This window comes from Streptomyces sp. NPDC048659 (assembly GCF_040650575.1).
Classification (GTDB): Bacteria; Actinomycetota; Actinomycetes; order Streptomycetales; family Streptomycetaceae; genus Streptomyces.
Genome location: NZ_JBEZHM010000006.1, coordinates 58,492 through 80,184, shown reverse-complemented (window position 1 = coordinate 80,184; position 21,693 = coordinate 58,492). Strand labels below are relative to the sequence as shown.

The 21,693-nt window shown below is 73.8% G+C and carries 18 protein-coding genes; 16 read left to right on the top strand and 2 right to left on the bottom strand.

What is annotated here, in order from left to right; all coding sequences use genetic code 11:
* Positions 1-4: 4 nt before the first annotated feature.
* The 3 genes from dhaL (at position 5) to AB0C99_RS06950 (ending at position 2,548) form a co-directional block, all read left to right on the top strand.
* Complete coding sequence (gene dhaL, locus AB0C99_RS06960) at positions 5-613, top strand: dihydroxyacetone kinase subunit DhaL (protein ID WP_362470440.1); 609 nt, start codon at positions 5-7, stop codon at positions 611-613.
* Positions 610-1,017 (top strand): dihydroxyacetone kinase phosphoryl donor subunit DhaM, encoded by a 408-nt coding sequence (gene dhaM / locus AB0C99_RS06955; RefSeq protein WP_362470437.1) that lies wholly within the window; start codon positions 610-612, stop codon positions 1,015-1,017. Before dhaL ends, dhaM begins: the two co-directional genes overlap by 4 nt.
* Before the next feature lie 367 nt (positions 1,018-1,384).
* Positions 1,385-2,548, top strand: coding sequence for a cysteine desulfurase family protein (locus tag AB0C99_RS06950; protein ID WP_362470435.1), 1,164 nt, complete (start codon positions 1,385-1,387; stop codon positions 2,546-2,548).
* On the opposite strand, the gene AB0C99_RS06945 is transcribed toward AB0C99_RS06950, so the two are convergent.
* Positions 2,541-3,257 (bottom strand): N-acetylmuramoyl-L-alanine amidase, encoded by a 717-nt coding sequence (locus AB0C99_RS06945; RefSeq protein ID WP_362470433.1) that lies wholly within the window; start codon positions 3,255-3,257, stop codon positions 2,541-2,543. The two genes, AB0C99_RS06950 and AB0C99_RS06945, sit on opposite strands and share 8 nt — an antisense overlap.
* A 60-nt stretch (positions 3,258-3,317) precedes the next feature.
* Here AB0C99_RS06945 and mnmA point away from each other — a divergent pair, with 60 nt between their 5' ends.
* On the top strand, positions 3,318-4,448 hold the full coding sequence (gene mnmA / locus AB0C99_RS06940) for a tRNA 2-thiouridine(34) synthase MnmA (protein ID WP_362470431.1): 1,131 nt from the start codon (positions 3,318-3,320) through the stop codon (positions 4,446-4,448).
* A 34-nt stretch (positions 4,449-4,482) separates the two neighbouring features.
* Here mnmA and AB0C99_RS06935 read toward each other — a convergent pair whose 3' ends face one another.
* Entirely contained in the window at positions 4,483-5,040 is a 558-nt protein-coding gene (locus AB0C99_RS06935; protein WP_362470429.1) for a hypothetical protein, read from the bottom strand.
* Between the two features lie 135 nt (positions 5,041-5,175).
* Here AB0C99_RS06935 and AB0C99_RS06930 point away from each other — a divergent pair, with 135 nt between their 5' ends.
* From AB0C99_RS06930 to AB0C99_RS06875, 12 genes are all read left to right on the top strand, one after another.
* Positions 5,176-5,718: a TIGR00730 family Rossman fold protein gene (locus tag AB0C99_RS06930; RefSeq protein WP_362470427.1), complete on the top strand. Its 543-nt coding sequence runs from the start codon at positions 5,176-5,178 to the stop codon at positions 5,716-5,718.
* A 7-nt stretch (positions 5,719-5,725) separates the two neighbouring features.
* A complete protein-coding gene (locus AB0C99_RS06925) occupies positions 5,726-6,424 on the top strand; it encodes an SDR family oxidoreductase (protein WP_362470426.1) in 699 nt (232 codons plus the stop codon).
* 4 nt (positions 6,425-6,428) lie between these two features.
* The gene (locus AB0C99_RS06920; RefSeq protein WP_362470424.1) at positions 6,429-8,621 is read left to right on the top strand and encodes a tetratricopeptide repeat protein; all 2,193 of its coding nucleotides are present in this window, start codon (positions 6,429-6,431) and stop codon (positions 8,619-8,621) included.
* Positions 8,618-9,640 carry a methionine synthase gene (locus AB0C99_RS06915; RefSeq protein ID WP_362470421.1) on the top strand — a complete coding sequence of 341 codons (1,023 nt, stop codon included), beginning with the start codon at positions 8,618-8,620 and terminating at the stop codon, positions 9,638-9,640. Before AB0C99_RS06920 ends, AB0C99_RS06915 begins: the two co-directional genes overlap by 4 nt.
* 50 nt (positions 9,641-9,690) lie before the next feature.
* The gene (ligA, locus tag AB0C99_RS06910) at positions 9,691-11,886 is read left to right on the top strand and encodes an NAD-dependent DNA ligase LigA (protein ID WP_362470418.1); all 2,196 of its coding nucleotides are present in this window, start codon (positions 9,691-9,693) and stop codon (positions 11,884-11,886) included.
* 279 nt (positions 11,887-12,165) lie between these two features.
* A complete protein-coding gene (locus AB0C99_RS06905) occupies positions 12,166-14,301 on the top strand; it encodes a bifunctional diguanylate cyclase/phosphodiesterase (RefSeq protein WP_362470415.1) in 2,136 nt (711 codons plus the stop codon).
* A gap of 105 nt (positions 14,302-14,406) precedes the next feature.
* Positions 14,407-14,703, top strand: a complete 297-nt coding sequence (gatC, locus tag AB0C99_RS06900) for an Asp-tRNA(Asn)/Glu-tRNA(Gln) amidotransferase subunit GatC (protein WP_362470412.1) — start codon at positions 14,407-14,409, stop codon at positions 14,701-14,703.
* Between the two features lie 6 nt (positions 14,704-14,709).
* The gene (gatA, locus tag AB0C99_RS06895; protein ID WP_362470410.1) at positions 14,710-16,212 is read left to right on the top strand and encodes an Asp-tRNA(Asn)/Glu-tRNA(Gln) amidotransferase subunit GatA; all 1,503 of its coding nucleotides are present in this window, start codon (positions 14,710-14,712) and stop codon (positions 16,210-16,212) included.
* Positions 16,209-16,454, top strand: coding sequence for a hypothetical protein (locus AB0C99_RS06890; protein ID WP_362470408.1), 246 nt, complete (start codon positions 16,209-16,211; stop codon positions 16,452-16,454). The genes gatA and AB0C99_RS06890 overlap by 4 nt, the downstream gene beginning before the upstream one ends.
* Before the next feature lie 15 nt (positions 16,455-16,469).
* Positions 16,470-17,981: an Asp-tRNA(Asn)/Glu-tRNA(Gln) amidotransferase subunit GatB gene (gene gatB / locus AB0C99_RS06885; RefSeq protein ID WP_362470405.1), complete on the top strand. Its 1,512-nt coding sequence runs from the start codon at positions 16,470-16,472 to the stop codon at positions 17,979-17,981.
* A 164-nt stretch (positions 17,982-18,145) separates the two neighbouring features.
* Positions 18,146-19,432: an AAA family ATPase gene (locus AB0C99_RS06880; protein ID WP_362470402.1), complete on the top strand. Its 1,287-nt coding sequence runs from the start codon at positions 18,146-18,148 to the stop codon at positions 19,430-19,432.
* Positions 19,429-20,064, top strand: a complete 636-nt coding sequence (locus tag AB0C99_RS06875; protein WP_362470399.1) for a hypothetical protein — start codon at positions 19,429-19,431, stop codon at positions 20,062-20,064. The genes AB0C99_RS06880 and AB0C99_RS06875 overlap by 4 nt, the downstream gene beginning before the upstream one ends.
* Positions 20,065-21,693 lie beyond the last annotated feature (1,629 nt).

Below are 21,693 nucleotides of genomic sequence, written 5' to 3'. Positions count from 1 at the left end.
CGGCATGAGCGAAGCGACGTACGGCTCGGCGTTCTTCCGCTCCTGGCTGGAGCGGACGGCGGCGGCGGTGGACGAGCAGGCCGACCGCCTGACCGAGCTGGACTCGGCGATCGGCGACGCGGACCACGGGGCCAACCTCAAGCGAGGCTTCACCGCGGTGGCGGCGGACCTCGGCACGGACACGACGGCCACCCCGGGCGCTTTGCTCACCGCGGCGGGCCGCAGGCTCATCTCGACCGTGGGCGGAGCGTCGGGCCCCCTGTACGGCACCCTGCTGCGCCGGACGGGCAAGGCGCTCGGCGAGGCGCCCGAGGTCTCCCGCAAGGAGCTGGCCGAGGCGCTGGCGACGGGCGTGGCCGCGGTGGCGCAGCTGGGCGGGGCGCAGGTGGGCGACAAGACTATGCTGGACGCTCTGGTCCCGGCGGCCGAGGCGCTGGGCACCTCGTTCGAGGCGGCGCGGGAGGCCGCGGAGGCGGGCGCGCTGGCGACCGTACCGCTCCAGGCGCGCAAGGGCAGGGCCAGCTACCTGGGCGAGCGCTCGATCGGCCACCAGGACCCGGGGGCGACCTCGGCGGCACTCCTCATCACGGCACTAGCGGAGGCGGCGGTATGACGGACAAGCGCGTGGGCATCGTCCTGGTCTCGCACAGCGCGGCCGTGGCCATGGCCGTGGCGGACCTCGCGCGGGGCCTGGCGGGCGGCGGGGACACGGCGCCGATCCTGCCGGCGGGCGGCACTCCCGACGGCGGCCTGGGCACCAGCGCGGACCTGATCACCGAGGCCGCGAGGGCGGCGGACACCGGCGCCGGGGTGGCCGTACTGGTGGACCTGGGCAGCGCGGTCCTCACCGTGAAGGCCCTGCTGGCGGAGGGCGACGAGCTCCCGGAGGGCACCCGCCTGGTGGACGCCCCTTTCGTGGAGGGCGCGGTGGCCGCCCTGGTGACGGCGAGCACGGGGGCCGACCTGGACGCGGTGACATCGGCGGCACAGGAGGCGTACACGTACCGCAAGAACTGAGCGGGTCAGAAGAGCACGGCGAGAAGGGGGCGGGGCGGGGGTAGGGGGTGTCCGGACGTGGCGGCGCCCGTAACGAGCGAAGCGAAGTGAAGGTCGCAGTCCGGACACCCCTGCCCCCGCGGAGGCGCCGGGGCCCGGCGGGGGGCCCCGGACAAGGGGCGGAAGAGGCCCGGGAGGGCCCGGGAGGGCCCGGGAAGGGACCGGCAGAGGCCCCACAGAGGCTCGACAGAGGCCCGGCGGCGGCCCGCCAAGAGGCCCGGCAGTGGGACGGACGAGCCCGGAGCGGCGCAAGGGGCGGCGCGATCCGACCACCCGGATCAGGCCACACTGCGGCCGCCCCCACCCGGCCTCGTAGAATCGACCCACCATGGCTTACCTCGACCACGCCGCGACCACGCCCATGCTCCCCGAGGCGATCGAGGCGATGACCGCCCAGCTCGCCGTCACGGGCAACGCCTCCTCGCTGCACGCCGCCGGCCGGCGCGCCCGGCGGACCGTCGAGGAGGCCCGCGAGACGCTCGCGAGCGCACTCGGGGCCCGCCCCAGCGAGGTCGTCTTCACCTCCGGCGGCACGGAGGCCGACAACCTCGCGGTGAAGGGCCTCTACTGGTCCCGCCGCGCCGCCGACCCCCGCCGCACCCGCGTCCTGGCCAGCCCGGTCGAGCACCACGCCGTGCTGGACGCCGTCGACTGGCTGGCGACGCACGAGGGCGCCACGGTCGACTACCTCCCCGTCGACACGTACGGCAGGGTGCACCCGGAGGCCCTGCGCGAGGCCATCGCGAGGGACCCGGAGTCGGTCGCGCTGGCGACCGTGATGTGGGCGAACAACGAGATCGGCACGATCATGCCGATCCGCGCCCTGGCGGACGTCGCGGCCGAGTACGGCGTCCCGCTGCACGCGGACGCGGTCCAGGCGTTCGGTCAGATCCCGGTCGACTTCGGCGCCTCGGGCCTCGCCGCGATGACGGTGTCCGGCCACAAGATCGGCGGCCCGTACGGCATCGGCGCCCTGCTGCTGGGCCGCGAGCACACCCCGGTCCCGGTGCTGCACGGCGGCGGCCAGGAGCGCCACGTCCGCTCCGGCACCCTGGACGTCCCGGCCATCGCCGCGTTCGCGGTGGCGGGCCGGCTCGCGGCGGAGGGCCGCGAGGAGTTCGCCCGCGAGGTCGGCGCCCTGCGCGACGAGCTGATCGCGGCGGTCCGCGCGGCGGTGCCGGACGCGCTGCTCGGCGGCGACCCGGCCGACCGCCTCCCGGCCAACGCGCACTTCACCTTCCCGGGCTGCGAGGGCGACTCGCTGCTGCTGCTCCTGGACGCGGCGGGGATCGAGTGCTCGACGGGCTCGGCCTGCACGGCGGGCATCGCGCAGCCGAGCCATGTGCTGCTGGCGACGGGCGCGGACCCGGACCTCGCGCGCGGCACGCTGCGCTTCACGCTGGGCCACACCTCCACGAAGGAGGACGTGGCGGCGGTGGCGGAGGCGATCGGCCCGGCGGTGGACCGCGCGCGGACGGCGGGCCTCAGCTAGCGGCCCCGGAGGCCCCGGCGGGCGCCCGGTCGAGCAGCGCCCGCTCCTTCCGTACGAGCGCGAGGTAGCGCGGCCAGTCCCAGTGCGGCCCGGGGTCGGTGTGGTCGGTCCCGGGCACCTCGACGTGCCCGACGATGTGGGTCCGGTCGACGGGTATCCCGTACCGCTTGCATATGTCGGCGGTGAGCGCGGCGGACGCCGCGTACATGGCGGGTGTGAAGTCCTGGGGCCGGTCGACGAAGCCCTCGTGCTCGATGCCGACGCTGCGCTCGTTCATGTCCCGGTTGCCCGCGTGGTAGGCGACGTCGAGCTCGCGGACCATCTGCGCGATGTGCCCGTCCTTGCGCACCACGTAGTGCGCGGCGGCGGCGTGCCCGGGGTCCTTGAAGACGCGCACGGCGGAGGCGTAGCTGCCCTGCACGACGTGGATGACGACCCGGTCGACGGTGTAGTCGTCGGGCCGGTCGGCCCGCCGCCAGTTGTACTCGGACGCCGCCGTCCACTCGGCGCCCTTGTGGTCGATCGCGCCCTCGGTCCGCCGGTGCTCGGTCCCCGGCAGCCGCCACCACAGCCGGGCCAGCTCGTCGCGGGCGAGCACGGCGGTGCCGGCCACGGCGACGCCGCCGCCGATCAGGAAGGCCCGCCGGGAGGCGCCGCCCTTCCCGCTCTTCGGCTTCCCCGGCTTCCGCTGATTCCCTTGCTTCCCCATGTGATCGAGAACGCTTACCCAGGCGACCACGGTTCCCCGGCCCCGTACCCTGGTAGGGCTATGACTCAGACCCCGCAGCAGCGCCCCCTCCGTGTCCTCGCCGCCATGTCCGGCGGGGTCGACTCCGCCGTCGCCGCCGCCCGCGCCGTAGAGGCGGGCCACGACGTCACCGGCGTGCACCTCGCCCTCTCGGCGAACCCGCAGTCCTTCCGCACCGGCGCGCGGGGCTGTTGCACGATCGAGGACTCGCGCGACGCCCGCCGCGCGGCGGACGTGATCGGCATCCCGTTCTACGTGTGGGACCTGGCGGAGCGCTTCCGCGAGGACGTCGTGGACGACTTCGTCGCGGAGTACGAGGCGGGCCGCACGCCCAACCCGTGCCTGCGCTGCAACGAGAAGATCAAGTTCGCGGCGCTCCTGGACAAGGCGCTGGCGCTCGGCTTCGACGCGGTGTGCACCGGGCACTACGCGACGGTCCTGCCGCGCGAGGACGGCACGCGCGAGCTGCACCGCGCCTCGGACATGGCCAAGGACCAGTCGTACGTGCTGGGCGTCCTCGACGAGAAGCAGCTCGCGCACGCGATGTTCCCGCTGGGCGACACGCTCACCACGAAGGACGAGATCCGCGCGGAGGCGGAGCGGCGGGGCCTCGCGGTCGCCAAGAAGCCGGACAGCCACGACATCTGCTTCATCGCGGACGGCGACACCCAGGGCTTCCTCGCGACCCGCCTCGGGCGCGCGGAGGGCGACATCGTCGACGAGTCGGGCGCGAAGCTCGGCACCCACGAGGGCGCGTACGGCTTCACGATCGGCCAGCGCAAGGGCCTGCGCATCGGGCACCCGGCGGCGGACGGCAAGCCGCGCTACGTGCTCGACATCTCGCCGGTGAACAACACGGTCACGGTGGGCCCGGCGGAGGCGCTGGACGTGACGGCGCTGACCGCGATCAAGCCCCGCTGGTGCGGGGCGCCCCCCGAGGGGCCGGGCCGCTACACCGCCCAGCTCCGCGCGCACGGCGGCGAGACGCCGGTGAGCGCGGCGATGGAGGACGGCGAGCTGCGGGTCACCTTCGACGAGCCGGTCCGGGGCGTGGCCCCCGGCCAGGCGATCGTCCTGTACGACGGCACGCGCGTGGTGGGCTCGGCGACGATCGCGACGACGGCCCGCCGCACGGCACCGCAGCCGGCCTGAGCCCCAGGGGCGCGGGGGCGGGGGAGCACCCGCCTCACGCCCCCGCCGTGCCCTCGCCGAGGAACTCCGCCAGCACCGGCGCCAGCACGTGCGGGGCGACCTCGTGGGTCTGCCCGGTGAGGGTGCGGTGCCGTCCGCGCGGGACGGCGGCGGCGACCGTACGGGCCGCCCGCCGGGTCTCCGAGGGGCTCGCGCCGCCGTCGACGACCAGCACCCGCGCGTGCACCCGCCCCAGCCCGTCGGCGGCCCCGTCGGCGTAGGGCGGCTCGTACACCGACACCGCCCCGACCGGCACGCCCGTCGCCGCGGCGGCCAGCACCAGCCCCGCCCCGGCGCCGGTGCCGTGCACGGCGGCGCCGCCGCCCAGGGTCTCCAGGAGCAGCGCGAGGTCGCCGATCTCCCGCTCCGCGGGCGCCGGGCCGTCGCCGCGCCGCCCGTAGAGCAGCACCGGGAAGCGCCGGGCGAGCAGCCGGGCCAGCGCCCGCTCGCCGGCGGCGCAGCCGGCCCCGCCGCCGCCCACCAGCACCACCGGCGGTCCGGCGTCGCCGCCGCCCCCGTGCCCGTACCAGGTCCCGAACCGTCCGCGCGCCATGTGCCTCACCTCGTCCATGGAAGCTCTGACCGGGACGGCTCCCGGAACTCATCGCTCGGCGCCGGAACTTCCTCGAAAAACCTCGCGGCGGACGCGCGGGAGTCGTCGGAGGGGCGACGGCATACGGTGGAGCCCATGAACATCTGCGTCTTCCTCTCCGCCGCCGACCTCGACGAGCGCTACACGACCCCCGCCCGCGACTTCGCGAACCGCCTCGGCAAGGCCGGCCACACCCTGGTGTGGGGCGGCTCCGACTCGGGCCTGATGAAGGTCGTCGCGGACGGCGCCGAGGAGGCCGGGGGGCGGCTGGTCGGCGTCTCGGTCGAGTTCCTGTCGGCGAAGGCGCGCCCGGCCGCCGACGAGATGGTGGTGGCGAAGGACCTGGCCGAGCGCAAGGCCCTGCTGCTCGCCAAGTCGGACGCGATCGTCGTCATGGTCGGCGGCACCGGCACCCTGGACGAGGCCACCGAGGTCCTGGAGCTGAAGAAGCACGGCAAGCACGCCAAGCCGGTCGTCATCCTCAACACGGCGGGCTTCTACGACGGCCTCAAGGCCCAGTTCGCACGCATGGACGAGGAGGGTTTCCTCCCGGTGCCCCTGGCCGACCTGGTGTTCTTCGCGGAGGACGGGGCGGCGGCGCTGGAGTATCTGGAGCGGGCCGTGAGCGCGCGCGGATGATGCGAGCATGAGGCGCATGGCAACTCATGTGATTACCGGAGCGGGCTCCGGCATCGGTGCCGCCGTCGCGCGGCGGCTGCACGCGCGCGGGGACGAGCTCGTGCTGCACGCGCGGGACGCGGGCCGGGCCAAGGAGCTGGCGGGCGAGTTCCCGGGCGCGCGGACGCTCGTCGGGGACCTGGCCGACCCGGACCGGCTGTCCTGGGCGTTCTCGCACCAGACGCTGCCGGACCGGGTGGACACCCTGCTGCACATCGCGGGTGTCATCGACCTCGGCACGGTCGGCGAGCTCACTCCGAAGACCTGGCACCACCAGCTCAACGTCAACCTCGTCGCCCCCGCCGAGCTCACCCGGCACTTCCTGCCCCAGCTCCGGCTCACCCAGGGCCACGTGGTCTTCGTGAACTCGGGCGCCGGGCTCGCCGCGCACGCCGAGTGGAGCGCGTACGCCGCCTCCAAGCACGGCCTCAAGGCGCTCGCCGACTCCCTGCGGCACGAGGAGCACGCCAACGGGGTGCGGGTCACCTCCGTGTACCCGGGCCGCACGGCCAGCCCCATGCAGGCGAAGGTGCACCAGCAGGAGGGCAAGGAGTACGACGCGGCCCGCTGGATCGACCCCGAGTCGGTGGCCACCAGCATCGTCATGGCGATCGACCTGCCGCGAGACGCCGAGGTCAACGACCTGTCGGTCCGCCCGGGACGCTGACCCGGTGACCGGGGGCGGGGGCGAGGCTGGGGGCGGGGCCGAGACCCGGGCCGAGACCGGATCCGGACCCGAGACCGGATCCGGGGCCGGGACCGGGACCGGATCCGCCCTCGGACCCGAGACCGGGCCCGAGGGCGCCGCCACTTCGCACGCGGTGCGCAACCAGGTCACCGGCGGGACGCACGGCACCGTCGTGCAGGCCGGGCGCATCGAGCACCTGGTGGTCCATCAGCACCAGACCCCGCCCCCGCCCCCGCCCGACGAGGTCACCGTCGCCCCGCCCTGGGGCCGTCGCGGCACCCCCCTCCGGGGCCGGGACGCCCTCCTGGCGGCGCTTCGCGCGGGCGCAGGCACCCAGGTGCTGTACGGGCTCGGCGGCGTCGGCAAGACCACGCTCGCCCTCGACGTGGCGCGGGCCTTCGCCGACGCGGGCGCGCCCGTCTGGTGGGTCGCCGCCCAGGACGCCGGGCGGCTCGTGGGCGGGCTGCGCGCGGTCGCCCGCCGGGTCGGCCTCGGCGACGCCGAGCTGGCCGCCGGCCAGACCGCGGACCTGCTGTGGGAGCGGCTGGCCGCCCTCCCCGGGCGCTGGCTCCTCGTCGTCGACAACGCGGACGACCTCGCCCTGCTCGACGGCCCCGGCTCGCTCGCCGCCGGTACGGGCTGGGTGCGCGCCCCGGCGGCGTCCCGCGGCCTCGTGCTCGTCACCACCCGCGACGGCGACCCGGCCGCGTGGGGCGCCGGGCCCGCCCTGCACCCGTTGGGCGCGCTGCCCGCCCCGGACGCGGCCCTGGTCCTCGCCGACCGGGCGTCCGCCGGCGCGGGGCCCGCCCCGGACGCCGAGCGGCTCGCCGCGCGCCTCGGCGGGCTGCCCCTCGCCCTGGACAGCGCCGGGCGCTATCTCGCCTCGGTCGCCGAGCGCCCCGCCTTCCTCCGTACGCCCGGCGAGCCCGCCACGTACGGCGCCTATCTCGACGCCCTCGGTACGGGGGACCTCGCCGTCGACGGGGACGGCACCCTCGCCCGGATCTGGGCCATGTCGCTGCGCCTGCTGCGCGACCGGGGGCACGGCCACGCGGAGGAGCTGCTGCGCCTCCTCGCGGGCTTCGCCGACGCGCCCGTGCCGCTGCGGGTCCTCGCCCCGGGCCGGGCCGCGGTCCCGCCGGGCGAGCTGTGGTCCTGCCTCCAGGCCCTGGACCGCCTGGGCCTGGCCGCGCTCCGCACGGACGGCGAGCCGGTGGTCGCCCTGCACCCGCTGGTCCGGGACGCGTACCGGGGGGAGCGGGAGCGCCTGTCGGCGCCGCTCGCGCGGGAGAGCGAGGAGCCGGAGGGGCGCGGGCCGCTCTGGCCGCCGCTGGTGCCGCACCTGCTGGACGGCCTCGGGCCCGGCACCCCGGCGGAGGTCTGGGAGGCGGCGGTCCTGGCCGTGCGCTCGCTCGTCGCGCGCGGGCTGGTCGGGGACGCGGCCGAGGCCGCGCGGGCGGTGGCGGAAGGGGCCGTGCGGGAGCTGACGGACCGGCATCCGGCGGCGCGCGCGGCCCTGCTCCAGCACGGGAACACTCTGCTGTCGCTGAGTGAGAGCGGGTCCGCCCTTGCGGTCCTGGGTCCGCTTGCCGAGTCCTGCGTGCGCGAGCTCGGCCCGGAGGATCCCTTCACCCTCCAGGTGCGGCACGCGTGGGCCATGGCCCACTCCCTGTCCGGAGACTTCGCGGCCTCCCGTACGGAGTACGCCGACGTGCTCCGGGCCCGGCTCCGTGTCCTCGGCCCAGACGCCGAGGCGACTCTGAACACCCGTCACAACCTGGCCGTGGACCTTGCCGCCCTGGGCCGGACGGCCGAGGCGCTCGCCGAGATGGAGGCGATCCTCGAAGCGGAGACGCGGGTGCACGGCGCCGAGCACTTCTACACCCTCGTCACGCGGGAGAGCCGGGCCTGCCTGCTGCGCGACTCGGGCGACCTCGATGCCGCGCGCCCTGAGCTGGCGGTGATCGCCGAGGCCCGCCACCGGCTGTTCGGGGCCGAGCACCCGGTGACCCTCACCGCCCGCTTCAACCTGGCCCGCTGCCTCGCCCCCGAGGCCGCCCGCGCCGAACTCGCCGCCGTCCTGGAGGCCCGTACCAGGGTCCTCGGCGCCGGGCACCCGGTCACCGTCGCCACGCGCGAGGCGCTGGCACGTGCGGCACGTACGCTTCCCGGGTGAGCGAGAAGAGCGACGAGAGCGCATTCCCCTGGGGCCCCGCCACCGGCGTCGGTTCCCTGCCCGGCGGTGACGCCCGCGAGGCCGCCAAGACCGTGACCGGGTCCTTCGAGGAGTTCCCGTTCCTGGCGGAGCTGCCCGCGCGGGGGCCCGGCGCGGACATGATCGGGCGGACGGCGGGGCTGCTCGTCGAGCTGTACGCGCACGTGGAGCCGAGCGGCTGGCGGATCGGGGACCGGCCGGGGCGGGACACCCGCAGGGCCCGGTCCTGGATGGGGGAGGACCTGGACGCCCTGGAGGAGTTCACCCAGGGCTACGAGGGGCCGCTGAAGGTGCAGGCGGTGGGGCCGTGGACGCTCGCCGCCGCCCTGGAGCTGCGCGGCGGCGAGGCGATGCTGGGCGACCCCGGGGCCGTACGGGACCTGGCGGGCTCGCTCGCCGAGGGGCTGCGCGGGCACCTCGCGGAGGTGCGCCGGCGCGTCCCGGGCGCCCGGCTGGTGCTCCAGCTCGACGAGCCCTCGCTGACCTCGGTGCTGCTCGGGCAGGTCCGCACCGCCAGCGGCTACCGCACCCACCGGGCGGTGGACCGGCAGGTGGTGGAGGGGACGCTGCGCGACGTGATGGCGGTCCACGACGGGCCGACGGTCGTGCACTCCTGCGCGCCCGGCGTGCCGTTCGGGCTGCTGCGCCGGGCCGGCGCGGCCGGCGTCTCGTTCGACTTCGGCCTGCTCACCGAGCGTGACGAGGAGCCGATCGGTGAGGCGGTGGAGGGCGGGACCGTGCTTCTCGCCGGTGTGGTGCCGTCCACGGACCCGGCCTCGGGGGCATTGTCGGACCCGGGCGGTAGCGTCATGGGTGTCAGGACGCTGTGGCGCAGGCTGGGGCTGAATCCGGGGACTCTCGCACGGTCCGTGGTGATCACCCCGACCTGTGGTCTGGCGGGCGCCTCTCCGGAGTACGCCCGCAAGGCGCTCGCCCACTGCGTCCGGGCGGCGAGATCGCTCGCGGACAACCCAGAGTGACCGGGGCGGCCGGGACGACCGGGATTCAGGCATCGGGAGGACGAGGAACGGTGGCAGTCGAGCAGGGGGCCCCCGCGGAGGCGCGGGAGAAGCACGCCGAGCTGGCGGAGCAGGTCGAGGAGCACCGCTTCCGGTACTACGTGAAGGACCAGCCGGTCGTCAGCGACGCCGAGTTCGACCGGCTGCTGCGGTCCCTGGAGGCCCTGGAGGAGGAGTATCCGGAGCTGCGCACGCCGGACTCGCCGACGCAGAAGGTCGCGGGGGCGTACGAGACGGAGTTCACCTCCGTGGAGCACCGCGAGCGGATGCTCTCGCTGGACAACGCGTTCGACGACGAGGAGCTGTCCGCCTGGGCCGAGCGGGTCGCGCGGGACGTCGGCACGCCCGACTTCCACTATCTGTGCGAGCTGAAGGTGGACGGCCTCGCCGTGAACCTGACGTACGAGCACGGGCGGCTGACCCGGGCGGCGACCCGGGGCGACGGGCGCACCGGCGAGGACATCACGCCGAACGTGCGGACGATCGCGGACGTCCCGGAGCGGCTGAGCGGGGACCGGATCCCGGCGCTGGTGGAGATCCGGGGCGAGGTCTATTTCCCGATGGACGCCTTCGAGGGGCTGAACGCGCGCCTGGTCGAGGCGGGCGACAAGCCCTTCGCCAACCCGCGCAACGCGGCGGCGGGTTCGCTGCGCCAGAAGGACCCGAAGGTGACGGCGAGCCGCCCGCTGCACATGGTGGTGCACGGCATCGGCGCCCGCGAGGGCTTCGACATCGACAAGCTGTCGCACGCGTACGAGCTGCTGCACGAGTGGGGCCTGCCGACCGCCCGGCACAACAGGGTGGTCGACTCGCTGGCGGCCGTGCGGGACTTCATCGCGTACTTCGGCGAGAACCGGCACTCGGTGGAGCACGAGATCGACGGGGTCGTCGTCAAGCTGGACGAGATCCCGCTCCAGGGCCGGCTCGGCTCCACGGCGCGCGCCCCGCGCTGGGCGATCGCCTGGAAGTACGCGCCGGAGGAGGTCAACACCAAGCTGATCGACATCAAGGTCGGCGTCGGCCGCACCGGGCGCGTCACGCCGTACGCGCAGGTGGAGCCGGTGACGGTGGCCGGTTCCGAGGTCGAGTTCGCCACCCTGCACAACCAGGAGGTGGTGAAGGCCAAGGGCGTGCTGATCGGGGACACGGTCGTGCTGCGCAAGGCCGGTGACGTGATCCCGGAGATCCTGGGCCCGGTGGCGGACCTGCGGGACGGCAGCGAGCGGGAGTTCGTGATGCCGGCCGAGTGCCCGGAGTGCGGGACGCCGCTGAAGCCGATGAAGGAGGGGGACATCGATCTGCGCTGCCCCAACGCGCGGACGTGCCCCGCCCAGCTCCGGGAGCGGCTGTTCTTCCTGGCCGGACGCCAGTGCCTGGACATCGAGAACTTCGGGGCGGTCGCGGCGGCGGCGCTCACCCGTCCGCTGGAGCCGGCCGAGCCGCCGCTGGCGGACGAGGGCGACCTCTTCGACCTGACGATCGAGCGGCTGCTGCCGATCAAGGCGTATGTGCTGGATCCGGACAGCGGGCTGCCCAAGCGGGACCCGAAGACCGGCGAGGAGAAGATCGTCACGGTCTTCGCCAACCAGAAGGGCGAGCCGAAGAAGAACGCGCTGGCCATGCTGGAGCACATCGCGGCGGCGAAGACCCGCCCGCTGGCCCGCTTCATCAACGGCCTGTCGATCCGCCACGTGGGCCCGGTCGCGGCCGAGGCGCTGGCCCGCGAGTTCCGCTCGCTGGAGCGGATCGAGCAGGCGACGGAGGAGGAGCTGGCGGCGGTCGACGGGGTCGGCGGCATCATCGCGACGGCGGTGAAGCAGTGGTTCGCCGAGGAGTGGCACCGCGAGATCGTGCGCAAGTGGCGCGCGGCCGGGGTGAGCCTGGAGGACGAGGGCGCCGGCGAGGAGACCGGGCCGCGTCCGCTGGACGGCCTGACGGTGGTCGTGACGGGCACCCTGGCGAACTTCACCAGGGATGGCGCAAAAGAGTCGCTCCAAGCCCGAGGAGCGAAGGTGACGGGTTCCGTTTCGAAGAAGACCGCCTTTGTCGTCGTAGGTGACAACCCGGGCTCGAAGTACGACAAGGCGATGCAGCTGAAGGTTCCGGTTCTGAACGAGGAGGGCTTCGCCGTGCTGCTCGAACAGGGTCCCGACGCGGCGCGGGAGGCGGCGCTCCCGGGAGACGAACAGCTCCCCGACAGCCCCTGAAAGCTCACCCGTTCGGCGCATACCAGATCGTTACGGGTGGCCGGGTCGCATTCGGGCAAGAGATGGAGAGCGCTGCCCGTAGAAGCCCTCCGCGGCCTAGTGTGGTGACCGTGCGTCCGCCGCGCACGGCCGTGCGAGGGCCCTGCCGGGCGGCAGGAGCAGGACACGCGGTACGACGAGCGGCGGCAGGACGGCCCAGCGGCCTGACAGTGGCATGACGACTGGCATGACGACGGCCCCCGCGTTGCGACGGCACCGCCGGCTGTGAGAGGGACGGGAATGAAACCGACCGAGAGTGCCGCCCCGGTCGCACGGCCCCAGGGCCGTGCGGCGTTCGTGGGCATCACCTCCGGGCTGCCCGGAGTGCTGGTGGGCATCGCCGCCGTCGTGCTCGCCGCAGGGCTGTACCGGACGCTCAGCACCGGCCAGGGGCTCTTCCCCGGCGGCGGCGCCGGCTGGTCCCTCGCCGTCCTCACCGGCCTCATCGTCGGCCATCTGGTCGCCCTCGGCCGCGACCGCTGGTGGGGCGGCACCGGCTCCGGCGCCGCCCTCACCCTCGCCGTCCTGCTGCTCTACGGCTGGGTGCCCGCCTGTCTCGTCTCGCTCTCCGTCGTCGTGCTCGTCGCCGCCGCCCGCCGCCACCGCTGGCGGCACGGCCTGCTGCACGGCGCCGTCGACGTCATCGGAGCCTGCGCCGCCGCCCTCGTCCTCGCCACCTTCGGCGACGTCCCGACCGTCGAGAACCCCTGGCGGCCCCTCGACTGGGGGATCGCGGACGTACCGGAAGTGGTCCTCGCCGCCGTCGCCTACCTCGTGGTGACCCGGCTGCTGCTGTGGTACGCCCTCGCCCCCCAGGGCGGCTCGCTGCCCACCGCCGCCCGCACCGCCCTGCTCCGGCAGGGCCTGGTCGCCGTCGCCCTGCTCGGCATCGCGCCCCTGATCTGCGTCGTCGCCGTCGCCCACCCCGCGCTGCTGCCCCTCTTCGTCGTCCCGCTGATCGCCCTCGACTCCACCCTGTGGATCGCCCGCGCCCGCGCCGAGGAGCAGCTCCGCGACCCGCTCACCGGCCTGCCCAACCGCCAGTGGCTGCTGGAACGCACCTGGACGGCCCTGGAGGAGGCCGAGGGCCAGGGCGTGCGCTCCGCGCTCGTCCTCATCGACCTCGACCGCTTCCGCTCGGTCAACGACACCCTCGGGCACCTCGCGGGCGACCGGCTGCTCCTCCAGATCGCGGAGCGGCTCCGGCTCGCCCTGCCGCGCGGCGCCGAGGCCGCCCGGCTCGGCGGCGACGAGTTCGCCGTCCTGCTGCCCACCGCCGACTCCACCACCAGCGCCCAGCGGGTCGCCCGCCACCTCGTCGCCGAGCTGTCCTCGCCGCTCGACCTCGACGGCCTCACCCTGGTCCTGGAGGCCAGCGCCGGTGTCGCCGTCTTCCCCGAGCACGCCCTCGACGCCGAGGGGCTGCTGCGCCGCGCCGACGTGGCCATGTACCAGGCCAAGCGCGACCGCACCGGCGTCGAGGTGTACGAGTCGAAGCGCGACTCCAACACCCCCGACCGCCTCGGCCTCCTCGGCGACCTGCGCCGCGCCCTCGACGCCGGCGAGGTCGAGCTGCACTACCAGCCCAAGGTCCGCTTCGACGGCCAGGTGGCCGGCCTGGAGGCGCTGGTCCGCTGGGTGCACCCCGAGCGCGGCAAGGTCCCCCCGGACGAGTTCATCGCCATCGCCGAGTCCTCCGGCCTGATGCCGCACCTCACCGAGTACGTCCTGGAGACCGCCCTGGCCCAGGTGGCCCGCTGGCGCGCCCAGGGGCTCAACGTGCCGGTCGCGGTCAACGTCAGCCCCCGTGACGTGCACACCCCCGGCTTCGCGGGCGCCGTCGCCGCCCGGCTCGCCCGGCACGGCGTCCCGGCGGGCGCGCTCCAGCTGGAGATAACGGAGCACGTCCTCCTGGAGGACCCGCAGCGGGCCGCCGACACCATGGCCGGGCTCACCGGCCACGGCGTCAAGATGTCCCTCGACGACTTCGGCACGGGCTACTCCTCCCTCGTCCACCTGCGCCGCCTGCCGGTCAGCGAGCTGAAGATCGACCGCTCCTTCGTCGCCCGGCTCGCCGTGGACAACGAGGACGCCGAGATCGTCCGCTGCACCGTCGACCTCGCCCACTCGCTGGGCCTGCTCGTCGTCGCCGAGGGCGTCGAGGACGACGAGACCTGGGAGCGGCTGCGGGACCTGGGCTGCGACGCCGTCCAGGGCTGGCTGGTGGCCGCCGCCATGCCGCCCGGCGAGACCACCGCCTGGCTCCGCGCGCGGGGCGAGCGCGGCTGGCGCCGCCCCTCGGAGATCGCGGCGGACGCCGCCGCCCTGGAGGCCGCCTCGGCCGTCGAGCACCCCTCCGGGCACGTGGTGCAGTGACCCGTGGCCCGCGCCGGGAGACCGGCGCGGGCAAACCGTTTCACGGGCAGCGGTGCGGGCCCCCTAGGATTGGGCCAACACCATCAAGCACCCCTGAGGATCCGCATGCCTGGCATCACGCGCGAGGAGGTCGCCCACCTCGCCCGGCTGGCGCGTCTGGAACTCGCCGACGAAGAGCTCGATCACTTCGCCGGCCAGCTCGACGACATCATCGGCGCGGTCGCCCGCGTCTCCGAGGTCGCCGACCAAGACGTACCGCCGACCTCCCACCCGCTGCCGCTGACCAACGTCATGCGCGCGGACGAGGTCCGTCCGTCGCTCACCCCCGCGCAGGCGCTCTCCGGCGCCCCGGCCCAGGAGCAGCAGCGTTTCAAGGTGCCGCAGATCCTGGGGGAGGACTAAGAAGTCATGACGGACAACAGCATCATCATCAAGCTCACCGCCGCCGAGACCGCGGCGAAGATCGCCTCCGGCGAGCTCACGGCCGTCCAGGTCGCCGAGGCCCACCTGGCCCGGATCGACGCCGTCGACGAGAAGGTGCACGCCTTCCTGCACGTCGACCGCGAGGGCGCGCTGGCCCAGGCCCGCGCCGTCGACGAGAAGCGCGCCCGGGGCGAGAAGCTGGGCCCGCTGGCCGGCGTCCCGCTCGCGCTGAAGGACATCTTCACCACCGAGGGCATCCCGACCACGGTCGGCTCCAAGATGCTCGAAGGGTGGATCCCGCCCTACGACGCCACGCTGGTCAAGCGCCTCAAGGCCGCCGACGTGGTCATCCTGGGCAAGACCAACATGGACGAGTTCGCGATGGGCTCCTCCACGGAGAACAGCGCGTACGGCCCGACCGGCAACCCCTGGGACCTCACCCGGATCCCCGGCGGCTCCGGCGGCGGCTCCTCGGCCGCGCTCGCCGCGTACGAGGCCCCGCTCGCGATCGGCACGGACACCGGCGGTTCGATCCGCCAGCCCGCCGCCGTCACCGGCACGGTCGGCGTCAAGCCGACCTACGGCGCGGTCTCCCGCTACGGCATGGTGGCCTTCTCGTCCTCGCTCGACCAGGGCGGCCCCTGCGCGCGCACGGTCCTCGACGCGGCCCTGCTGCACGAGGCCATCGCCGGGCACGACCCGCTGGACTCGACCTCCATCGACGCCCCGGTCCCGCCGGTCGTCGAGGCGGCCCGCAACGGCTCGGTGGCCGGGATGCGCGTCGGCGTCGTCAAGCAGTTCCGCGGCGAGGGCTACCAGGCCGGCGTCGTGCAGCGCTTCGACGAGTCCGTCGAGCTGCTGAAGTCGCTGGGCGCCGAGATCGTGGAGCTGGACTGCCCCACCTTCGACCTCGCGCTCTCCGCGTACTACCTGATCGCCCCGTCGGAGTGCTCCTCCAACCTGGCCCGCTTCGACGGCCTGCGCTACGGCCTGCGGGCCGGCGACGACGGCACCCGGTCCGCCGAGGACGTCACCGCGCTGACCCGCGAGGCCGGTTTCGGCCCCGAGGTGAAGCGCCGCATCATCCTCGGCACGTACGCGCTGAGCTCGGGCTACTACGACGCCTGGTTCGGCTCGGCGCAGAAGGTCCGCACGCTCATCACCCGCGAGTTCGAGGCCGCCTTCGAGCAGGTCGACGTGATCGTCTCCCCGACGACCCCGACCACCGCCTTCGCGATCGGCGAGCGCGCCGACGACCCGATGGCGATGTACCTCGCGGACCTGTGCACCATCCCGACCAACCTGGCGGGCAACGCCGCCATGTCGCTGCCCTGCGGCCTCGCGCCGGAGGACGGCCTGCCGGTCGGCCTGCAGATCATCGCCCCCGCCCTGAAGGACGACCGCCTGTACAAGGTCGGTGCCGCCGTCGAGGCCGCCTTCGTGGAAAAGTGGGGCCACCCGCTGCTCGAGGAGGCTCCGTCGCTGTGAGTACCAGTGCACTGCAGAAGGCCAAGGGCTTCAAGAAGTCCCGCACCGGCACGTACGTGTCGATGGGCACCACCGCGTTCGGCGCGCTCAGCGTGGCCAAGCAGGTCCGCAAGGCGCGCGCCGAGCACGACACGCTGAAGCTCGTCGACGCCGTCGTGTCCGCCGCCGCCATCGTCACCGGCCTCGCGATCCTGTACCGCGAGCTGAAGCGTCTCGGCGACGACGACGTCCTGCTGGGCTGAGAGGGAAGTTCCACCGTGACTGTCACTGAACTGCTGTCGTACGACGCGGCGCTCGCCACGTACGACCCCGTCATGGGCCTTGAGGTCCATGTCGAGCTGGGCACCAAGACCAAGATGTTCTGCGGCTGCTCGACCGAGCTCGGCCAGGACGCCAACACGCAGACCTGCCCGACCTGCCTCGGCCTGCCCGGCGCGCTGCCGGTCGTCAACGCGGTCGGCGTCGAGTCCGCCATCAAGATCGGTCTCGCGCTGCACTGCGAGATCGCCGAGTGGTGCCGCTTCGCCCGGAAGAACTACTTCTATCCGGACATGCCGAAGAACTTCCAGACCTCCCAGTACGACGAGCCCATCGCCTTCAATGGCTACCTCGACGTGCAGCTGGAGGACGGCGAGATCTTCCGCGTGGAGATCGAGCGCGCCCACATGGAGGAGGACACCGGCAAGTCCACCCACATCGGCGGCGCGACCGGCCGCATCCACGGCGCCTCGCACTCGCTGCTCGACTACAACCGGGCCGGCATCCCGCTGATCGAGATCGTCACCAAGCCGATCGTCGGCGCGGGCGAGCGCGCTCCCGAGGTCGCCAAGGCGTACGTCGCGGAGCTGCGCGAGCTGATCAAGGCCCTGGGCGTCTCCGAGGCGCGCATGGACAAGGGCCAGATGCGCTGCGACGTCAACCTGTCGCTGATGCCGAAGGGCACCGAGACCTTCGGTACGCGCTCGGAGACGAAGAACGTGAACTCGCTGCGCTCCGTCGAGCGGGCGGCGCGCTTCGAGATCCAGCGGCACGCGGCCGTGCTCCAGTCGGGCGGCTCGATCCTCCAGGAGACCCGTCACTTCCACGAGGAGGACGGCTCCACCACCTCCGGGCGGATCAAGGACAACGCCGAGGACTACCGCTACTTCCCGGAGCCGGACCTGGTCCCGGTCGCCCCGGCCCGCGCCTGGGTCGAGGAGCTGCGGGCGGCCCTGCCCGAGCTGCCCCGGGTGCGCCGCAACCGGCTGCGCGAGGAGTGGGGCGTGTCCGAGCTGGACATGCAGGCCATCCTCAACGCGGGCGCGGTCGAGCCGATCGTCGCCACCATCGAGGCGGGCGCCGACGCGGCGTCGGCCCGCAAGTGGTGGATGGGCGAGCTGGCCCGCAACGCGAACGAGCAGGGCGTCGCGCTCGACGAGCTCGCGATCACCCCGGCGGACGTGGCCCGCGTGTCGGCCCTGGTCGCCGCCGGCGACCTGAACGACAAGCTGGCCCGCCAGGTCATCGAGGGCGTCCTCGGCGGCGAGGGCACCCCGGACGAGGTCGTCGAGAAGCGCGGCCTGAAGGTCGTCTCCGACGACGGCGCGCTCGGCACGGCCGTGGACGAGGCCATCGCGGGCAACGCGGCGATCGCGGACAAGATCCGCGGCGGCAAGGTCGCGGCGGTCGGCGCCCTGGTCGGCGCGGTCATGAAGGCCACCCGAGGCCAGGCCGACGCGGCGAAGGTCAAGGACCTGATCCTGGAGAAGCTGGGTGTCAGCGAGGGCTGATCCCCCTCGCGCCCGTACGGCTCAAGACGGCGGCCCCGCACCGGAACTCCGGTGCGGGGCCGCCTTCGTCGTACGGCGTGCGTCCACGTGGCCGGGGGAGTCGGCGCCATTAGGGTGGGAAGGGACGCTGCCGAGGTACGGCGACACGAGGAGCAGAGCCCAGAATGATCACCCAGATCCGGATCGACGGCTTCAAGTCGTTCCGCGACTTCCGGCTCGACGTGCCGCCGACGCTGGTCATGCTGGGCGCGAACGGGGCCGGGAAGTCGAACCTCCTCGACGCCCTCCGCCTCGTCGCCGGAACGGCGGACCGCGGCTTCGAGGAGACGGTCCGCGGGGACCGGCGGCTGGCGCCCGTCGACCTGTTCCGACGGCACAAGGGCGGGGAGCGGCGGGAGCTGACCGTCACCGTCGGCTCGCTGGTGGCTACCCGCTACGGGCCGGTGCCGCTGCGGATCCGGCTTGTCGTCGCGCGGCTCGGGTCGGGCCGGGTGATGCTCGGGGCGAAGAGCGGCGTCTGGATCAGCAGCCTGCGCGAGCCCGGCTGGATGGGCGACATCGGCCTGGACGAGGACCAGCGGAGTGCCGTGGCGCGGGCCCGGGCGGAGTTCGCCACGCACGATGCCGCCACGTGGGTGCCCTTCCAGGGGCCTTTGGGCAGCCCCCTGCCCGTGGAGGACGAGGAGTCCGTACGGTCGTCGGCCAGGAGTGAAGCACTCTTCGAGGAGCCCGGCACGGAACTGCGGCTGCTGGCCGCGCGTGAGTGCGCGTCGTGGACAGCCCTCGTCCTCGATCCTGCGGCCATGCGCCTGCCGTCCCCCGCCTTCGTCGAACGCCGGCTCGCCCCCGACGGGCGGAACCTGGCCGAGGTGCTCCAGCGGATCGAGGAGCGCCCGCCGCTCTGGCGCCGGTTCGTCGCCGACCTCGCCGCTCTCGTCGACGGGGTCGACGACGTACGGGTCGTGTACGACGAGCGCCGTCAGGAGTACGACTTCGAGGTGTCCTTCAGCAATACGGGGTGGCTGGCTCCGCCCGCCCTCTCGGACGGCACGCTGCGCATGGCGGCCCTGCTCGCCGCCGCCGCCGATCCGGCCTGGCCCGGCGGGATGTGCGTCGAGGAGATCGAGAACGGGATGAACCCCGAGTACGTCGCCGAGCTGGTGCGCCGGCTGCGGCGCGGGACCGGGGTGCGGCCCGAGGCGTCGGCGTACCGCCAGCTCATCGCCACGACCCACTCACCGGCCCTCCTCGCGGCGCTCCGGCACGACTTGTCCGGCAGCCTCGTCTTCCTGGAACAGGCGGACCGCGTCGATCCGGCCGACGGGACGATCTCCCGCGCGACCGTGGCCAGGCCGCTGAGGGCCTTCGATCCGGAGCGGGAGCCGGGGGAGAGCGTGTCGCCGGAGCGGGTGGAGCGGCTGCTGCGGAAGCTGAACGGGGCTGGGGAATGAGGACGTTGCTGCCGGGGCTTCTCGTCGAGGGCAGCGACGGGCCCTATCTGCGGAGCCTGGTCAAGCGACAGCTCGACGAACTCGTCCGGGCAGGTGCCCGGCAGATGGTGGACGTGCTCGCGTGTGATGTCTCCCCGGTCCGCTCCAACGACCGCCCGGACCTCGTCTTGGCGGCGGCCGAGGAGCTCGCGGCCGACTGCGACATCGTCTTCGTCCACGGCGATCGGGACGCCGTCGACGCCCGCCACAAGCTGGTCGCCGAGCTGGAGCGGCGGCGGGAGGACGCTCCGCGCGCGGGGGTGTCCGTCCCCCTCGTGCCCGTCCTGATGACCGAGTCGTGGATGCTGGCCGACCGGAAGGCCCTGGAGTCGGTCGTGGGCGAGCTCGCCGCGTACCCGTACTCCGGGCCCCAGGCGGTGGAGAAGCGCGTCGCGCTCAAGGGCGGCAACACCAGGCTGACGCCCAAGGAGGTCTGGAAGGCCCTGCTGGGGAGCGACGGGCCGGACCTGCTGCGCGACGGCGCGGAGCTGCTGGTCCGCCGTACGGATCTCGCCGTGCTCGCGCAGGTGCCCTCGTACCGGATGTGGTGCGAGGACACGCAACGGGCCCTGCGCGAGCTGCGGTTCCTGTAGGGCTCGGCTCCGCCGGCGTTTCGGGCATCGGAGCCGACGCCCTACATCTGCTGGGCCGCCGCGATCCTCGCGTGGATCACCGCCTTCTTCGCGTCGCCCAGTGTCTGGCTCGCGTCGAGTTCGGCGATGCTGGCCTGGTGCAGCGGATGGGAGGAGTGCCGGAAGTTTTCGGCCGTCGCGTGGTTGTCGCCCGCCTCGGCGAAGAAGAACGTGATCGCGTCGCGGAGCAGCGCCTTGTCCTCCTCGCCGAAGGGGCCCTCCCAGTTGCCGTCGGTGACTTCCTGGTCGCGGTCCCTGGCCTGCTTGAGGAAGGCGCGGCCGTAGAGCGGGCCGAGGATCGCCTCCAGTTTGCCGCCGCGCTCCCAGCCCTTGGACGGGTACTTCTCCACGTCCGTCTCGTCGTCCACCGCCTGGCCGGGGCGGGGCCTGGCCTGGTTCGGGGAGATGTCGATCGAGAGGGTCTTGATCCCCGCGAACGCGAACTGGTCGGTGACGCCGCTGCGCATCCCGACCGCGCCGAGGATCGTGAAGTTCTCCTTGAGGTAGTGCAGCAGCGCCAGTTCGGAGCGGCGGCCCGTCATCCCCTCCCACAGCCAGTACTTGTGCAGGTGCGGTGCGTCGGCGGGGAGGAGCGCTTCCGGAATGTCGCCGATGAGTACGGGCACCGCGCCCCCGAGGGCGGGGTGATTGCTGATCATGTCCTGGAGGTCCGCCAGACCGCTCCGCCCGGTGTCGAGCGCGGGGGCGTTCCCCTCCCCGGTGTGGCCGCTGTCCCGGTAGTTCACGATGACGTACCGGACGCCCGGCCTGAACCTGTTCAGCGGGTGACCGGTCTTCGCGTGCGCCTCGTCGAACGCCCGCCTGGTGTTCTCGTCGGGAGCCGCGTACCTGTCGTGGAAGTCCTGCGTCCGCTCCTCGTGGTCCGCGGCGCCCAGCCTCGGCATCCCGTCCCTGAACTTGTTGGTGGACAGGTTCTCCCCGCCGCCGTGCGCGAGCCCGAGGCTGTCCCCGGACTTCTTGGTGAAGAAGACCCGGCCGGGCCCCAGGTCCTCATGGAGCTGGTACATGTGGAGGGCCTTGCGGTCGACGGCGCGGATGGCGCGGGGGCGGTTCTCCCGCTCGTTGGTGATGTCCCTGGTGGTAGTGGCGGCGATCCTCTCCTCAAGGGCGGTCTCGTGGTCGTCCAGCCGGGCCTGCTCCACGGCGATGGCGGCGTCCACCTGGCCCTTGCGCCATTGCTTGATGGCCCTCGGTTCGGTGATCTCCGGCGGAGGCATCCGGGTGCCGGATTCTCGCTGGAACCGCATCTTGGTGGCCTTGAACGCCGCCGTTCGCTCCTCACGCGGCCTTATCTCTTCCGTCATCAGCCTGGTGCGCACGGAGCCGGTGATCCGATGCACGTCGGCCTCTTCGTCGAAGGGGTCCAGCAGGCCGTACATGAGGAGTTTGAGGTTCTCGTCGAGGAGCATCGCGGCCCGGACGTGGTACATGTCGCCGGAGTGGCTCGCGTTCACGACGAGGGTGTTGTCGGCCGTCAGGCCGTGGGAGGCCGCCTCCGCCGGGGTGCTGACCTCGGTTCCGTACGCCGGTGTGGCCGGAGCCACCGGCTCCTGCGCCGCCGGTTGCTGA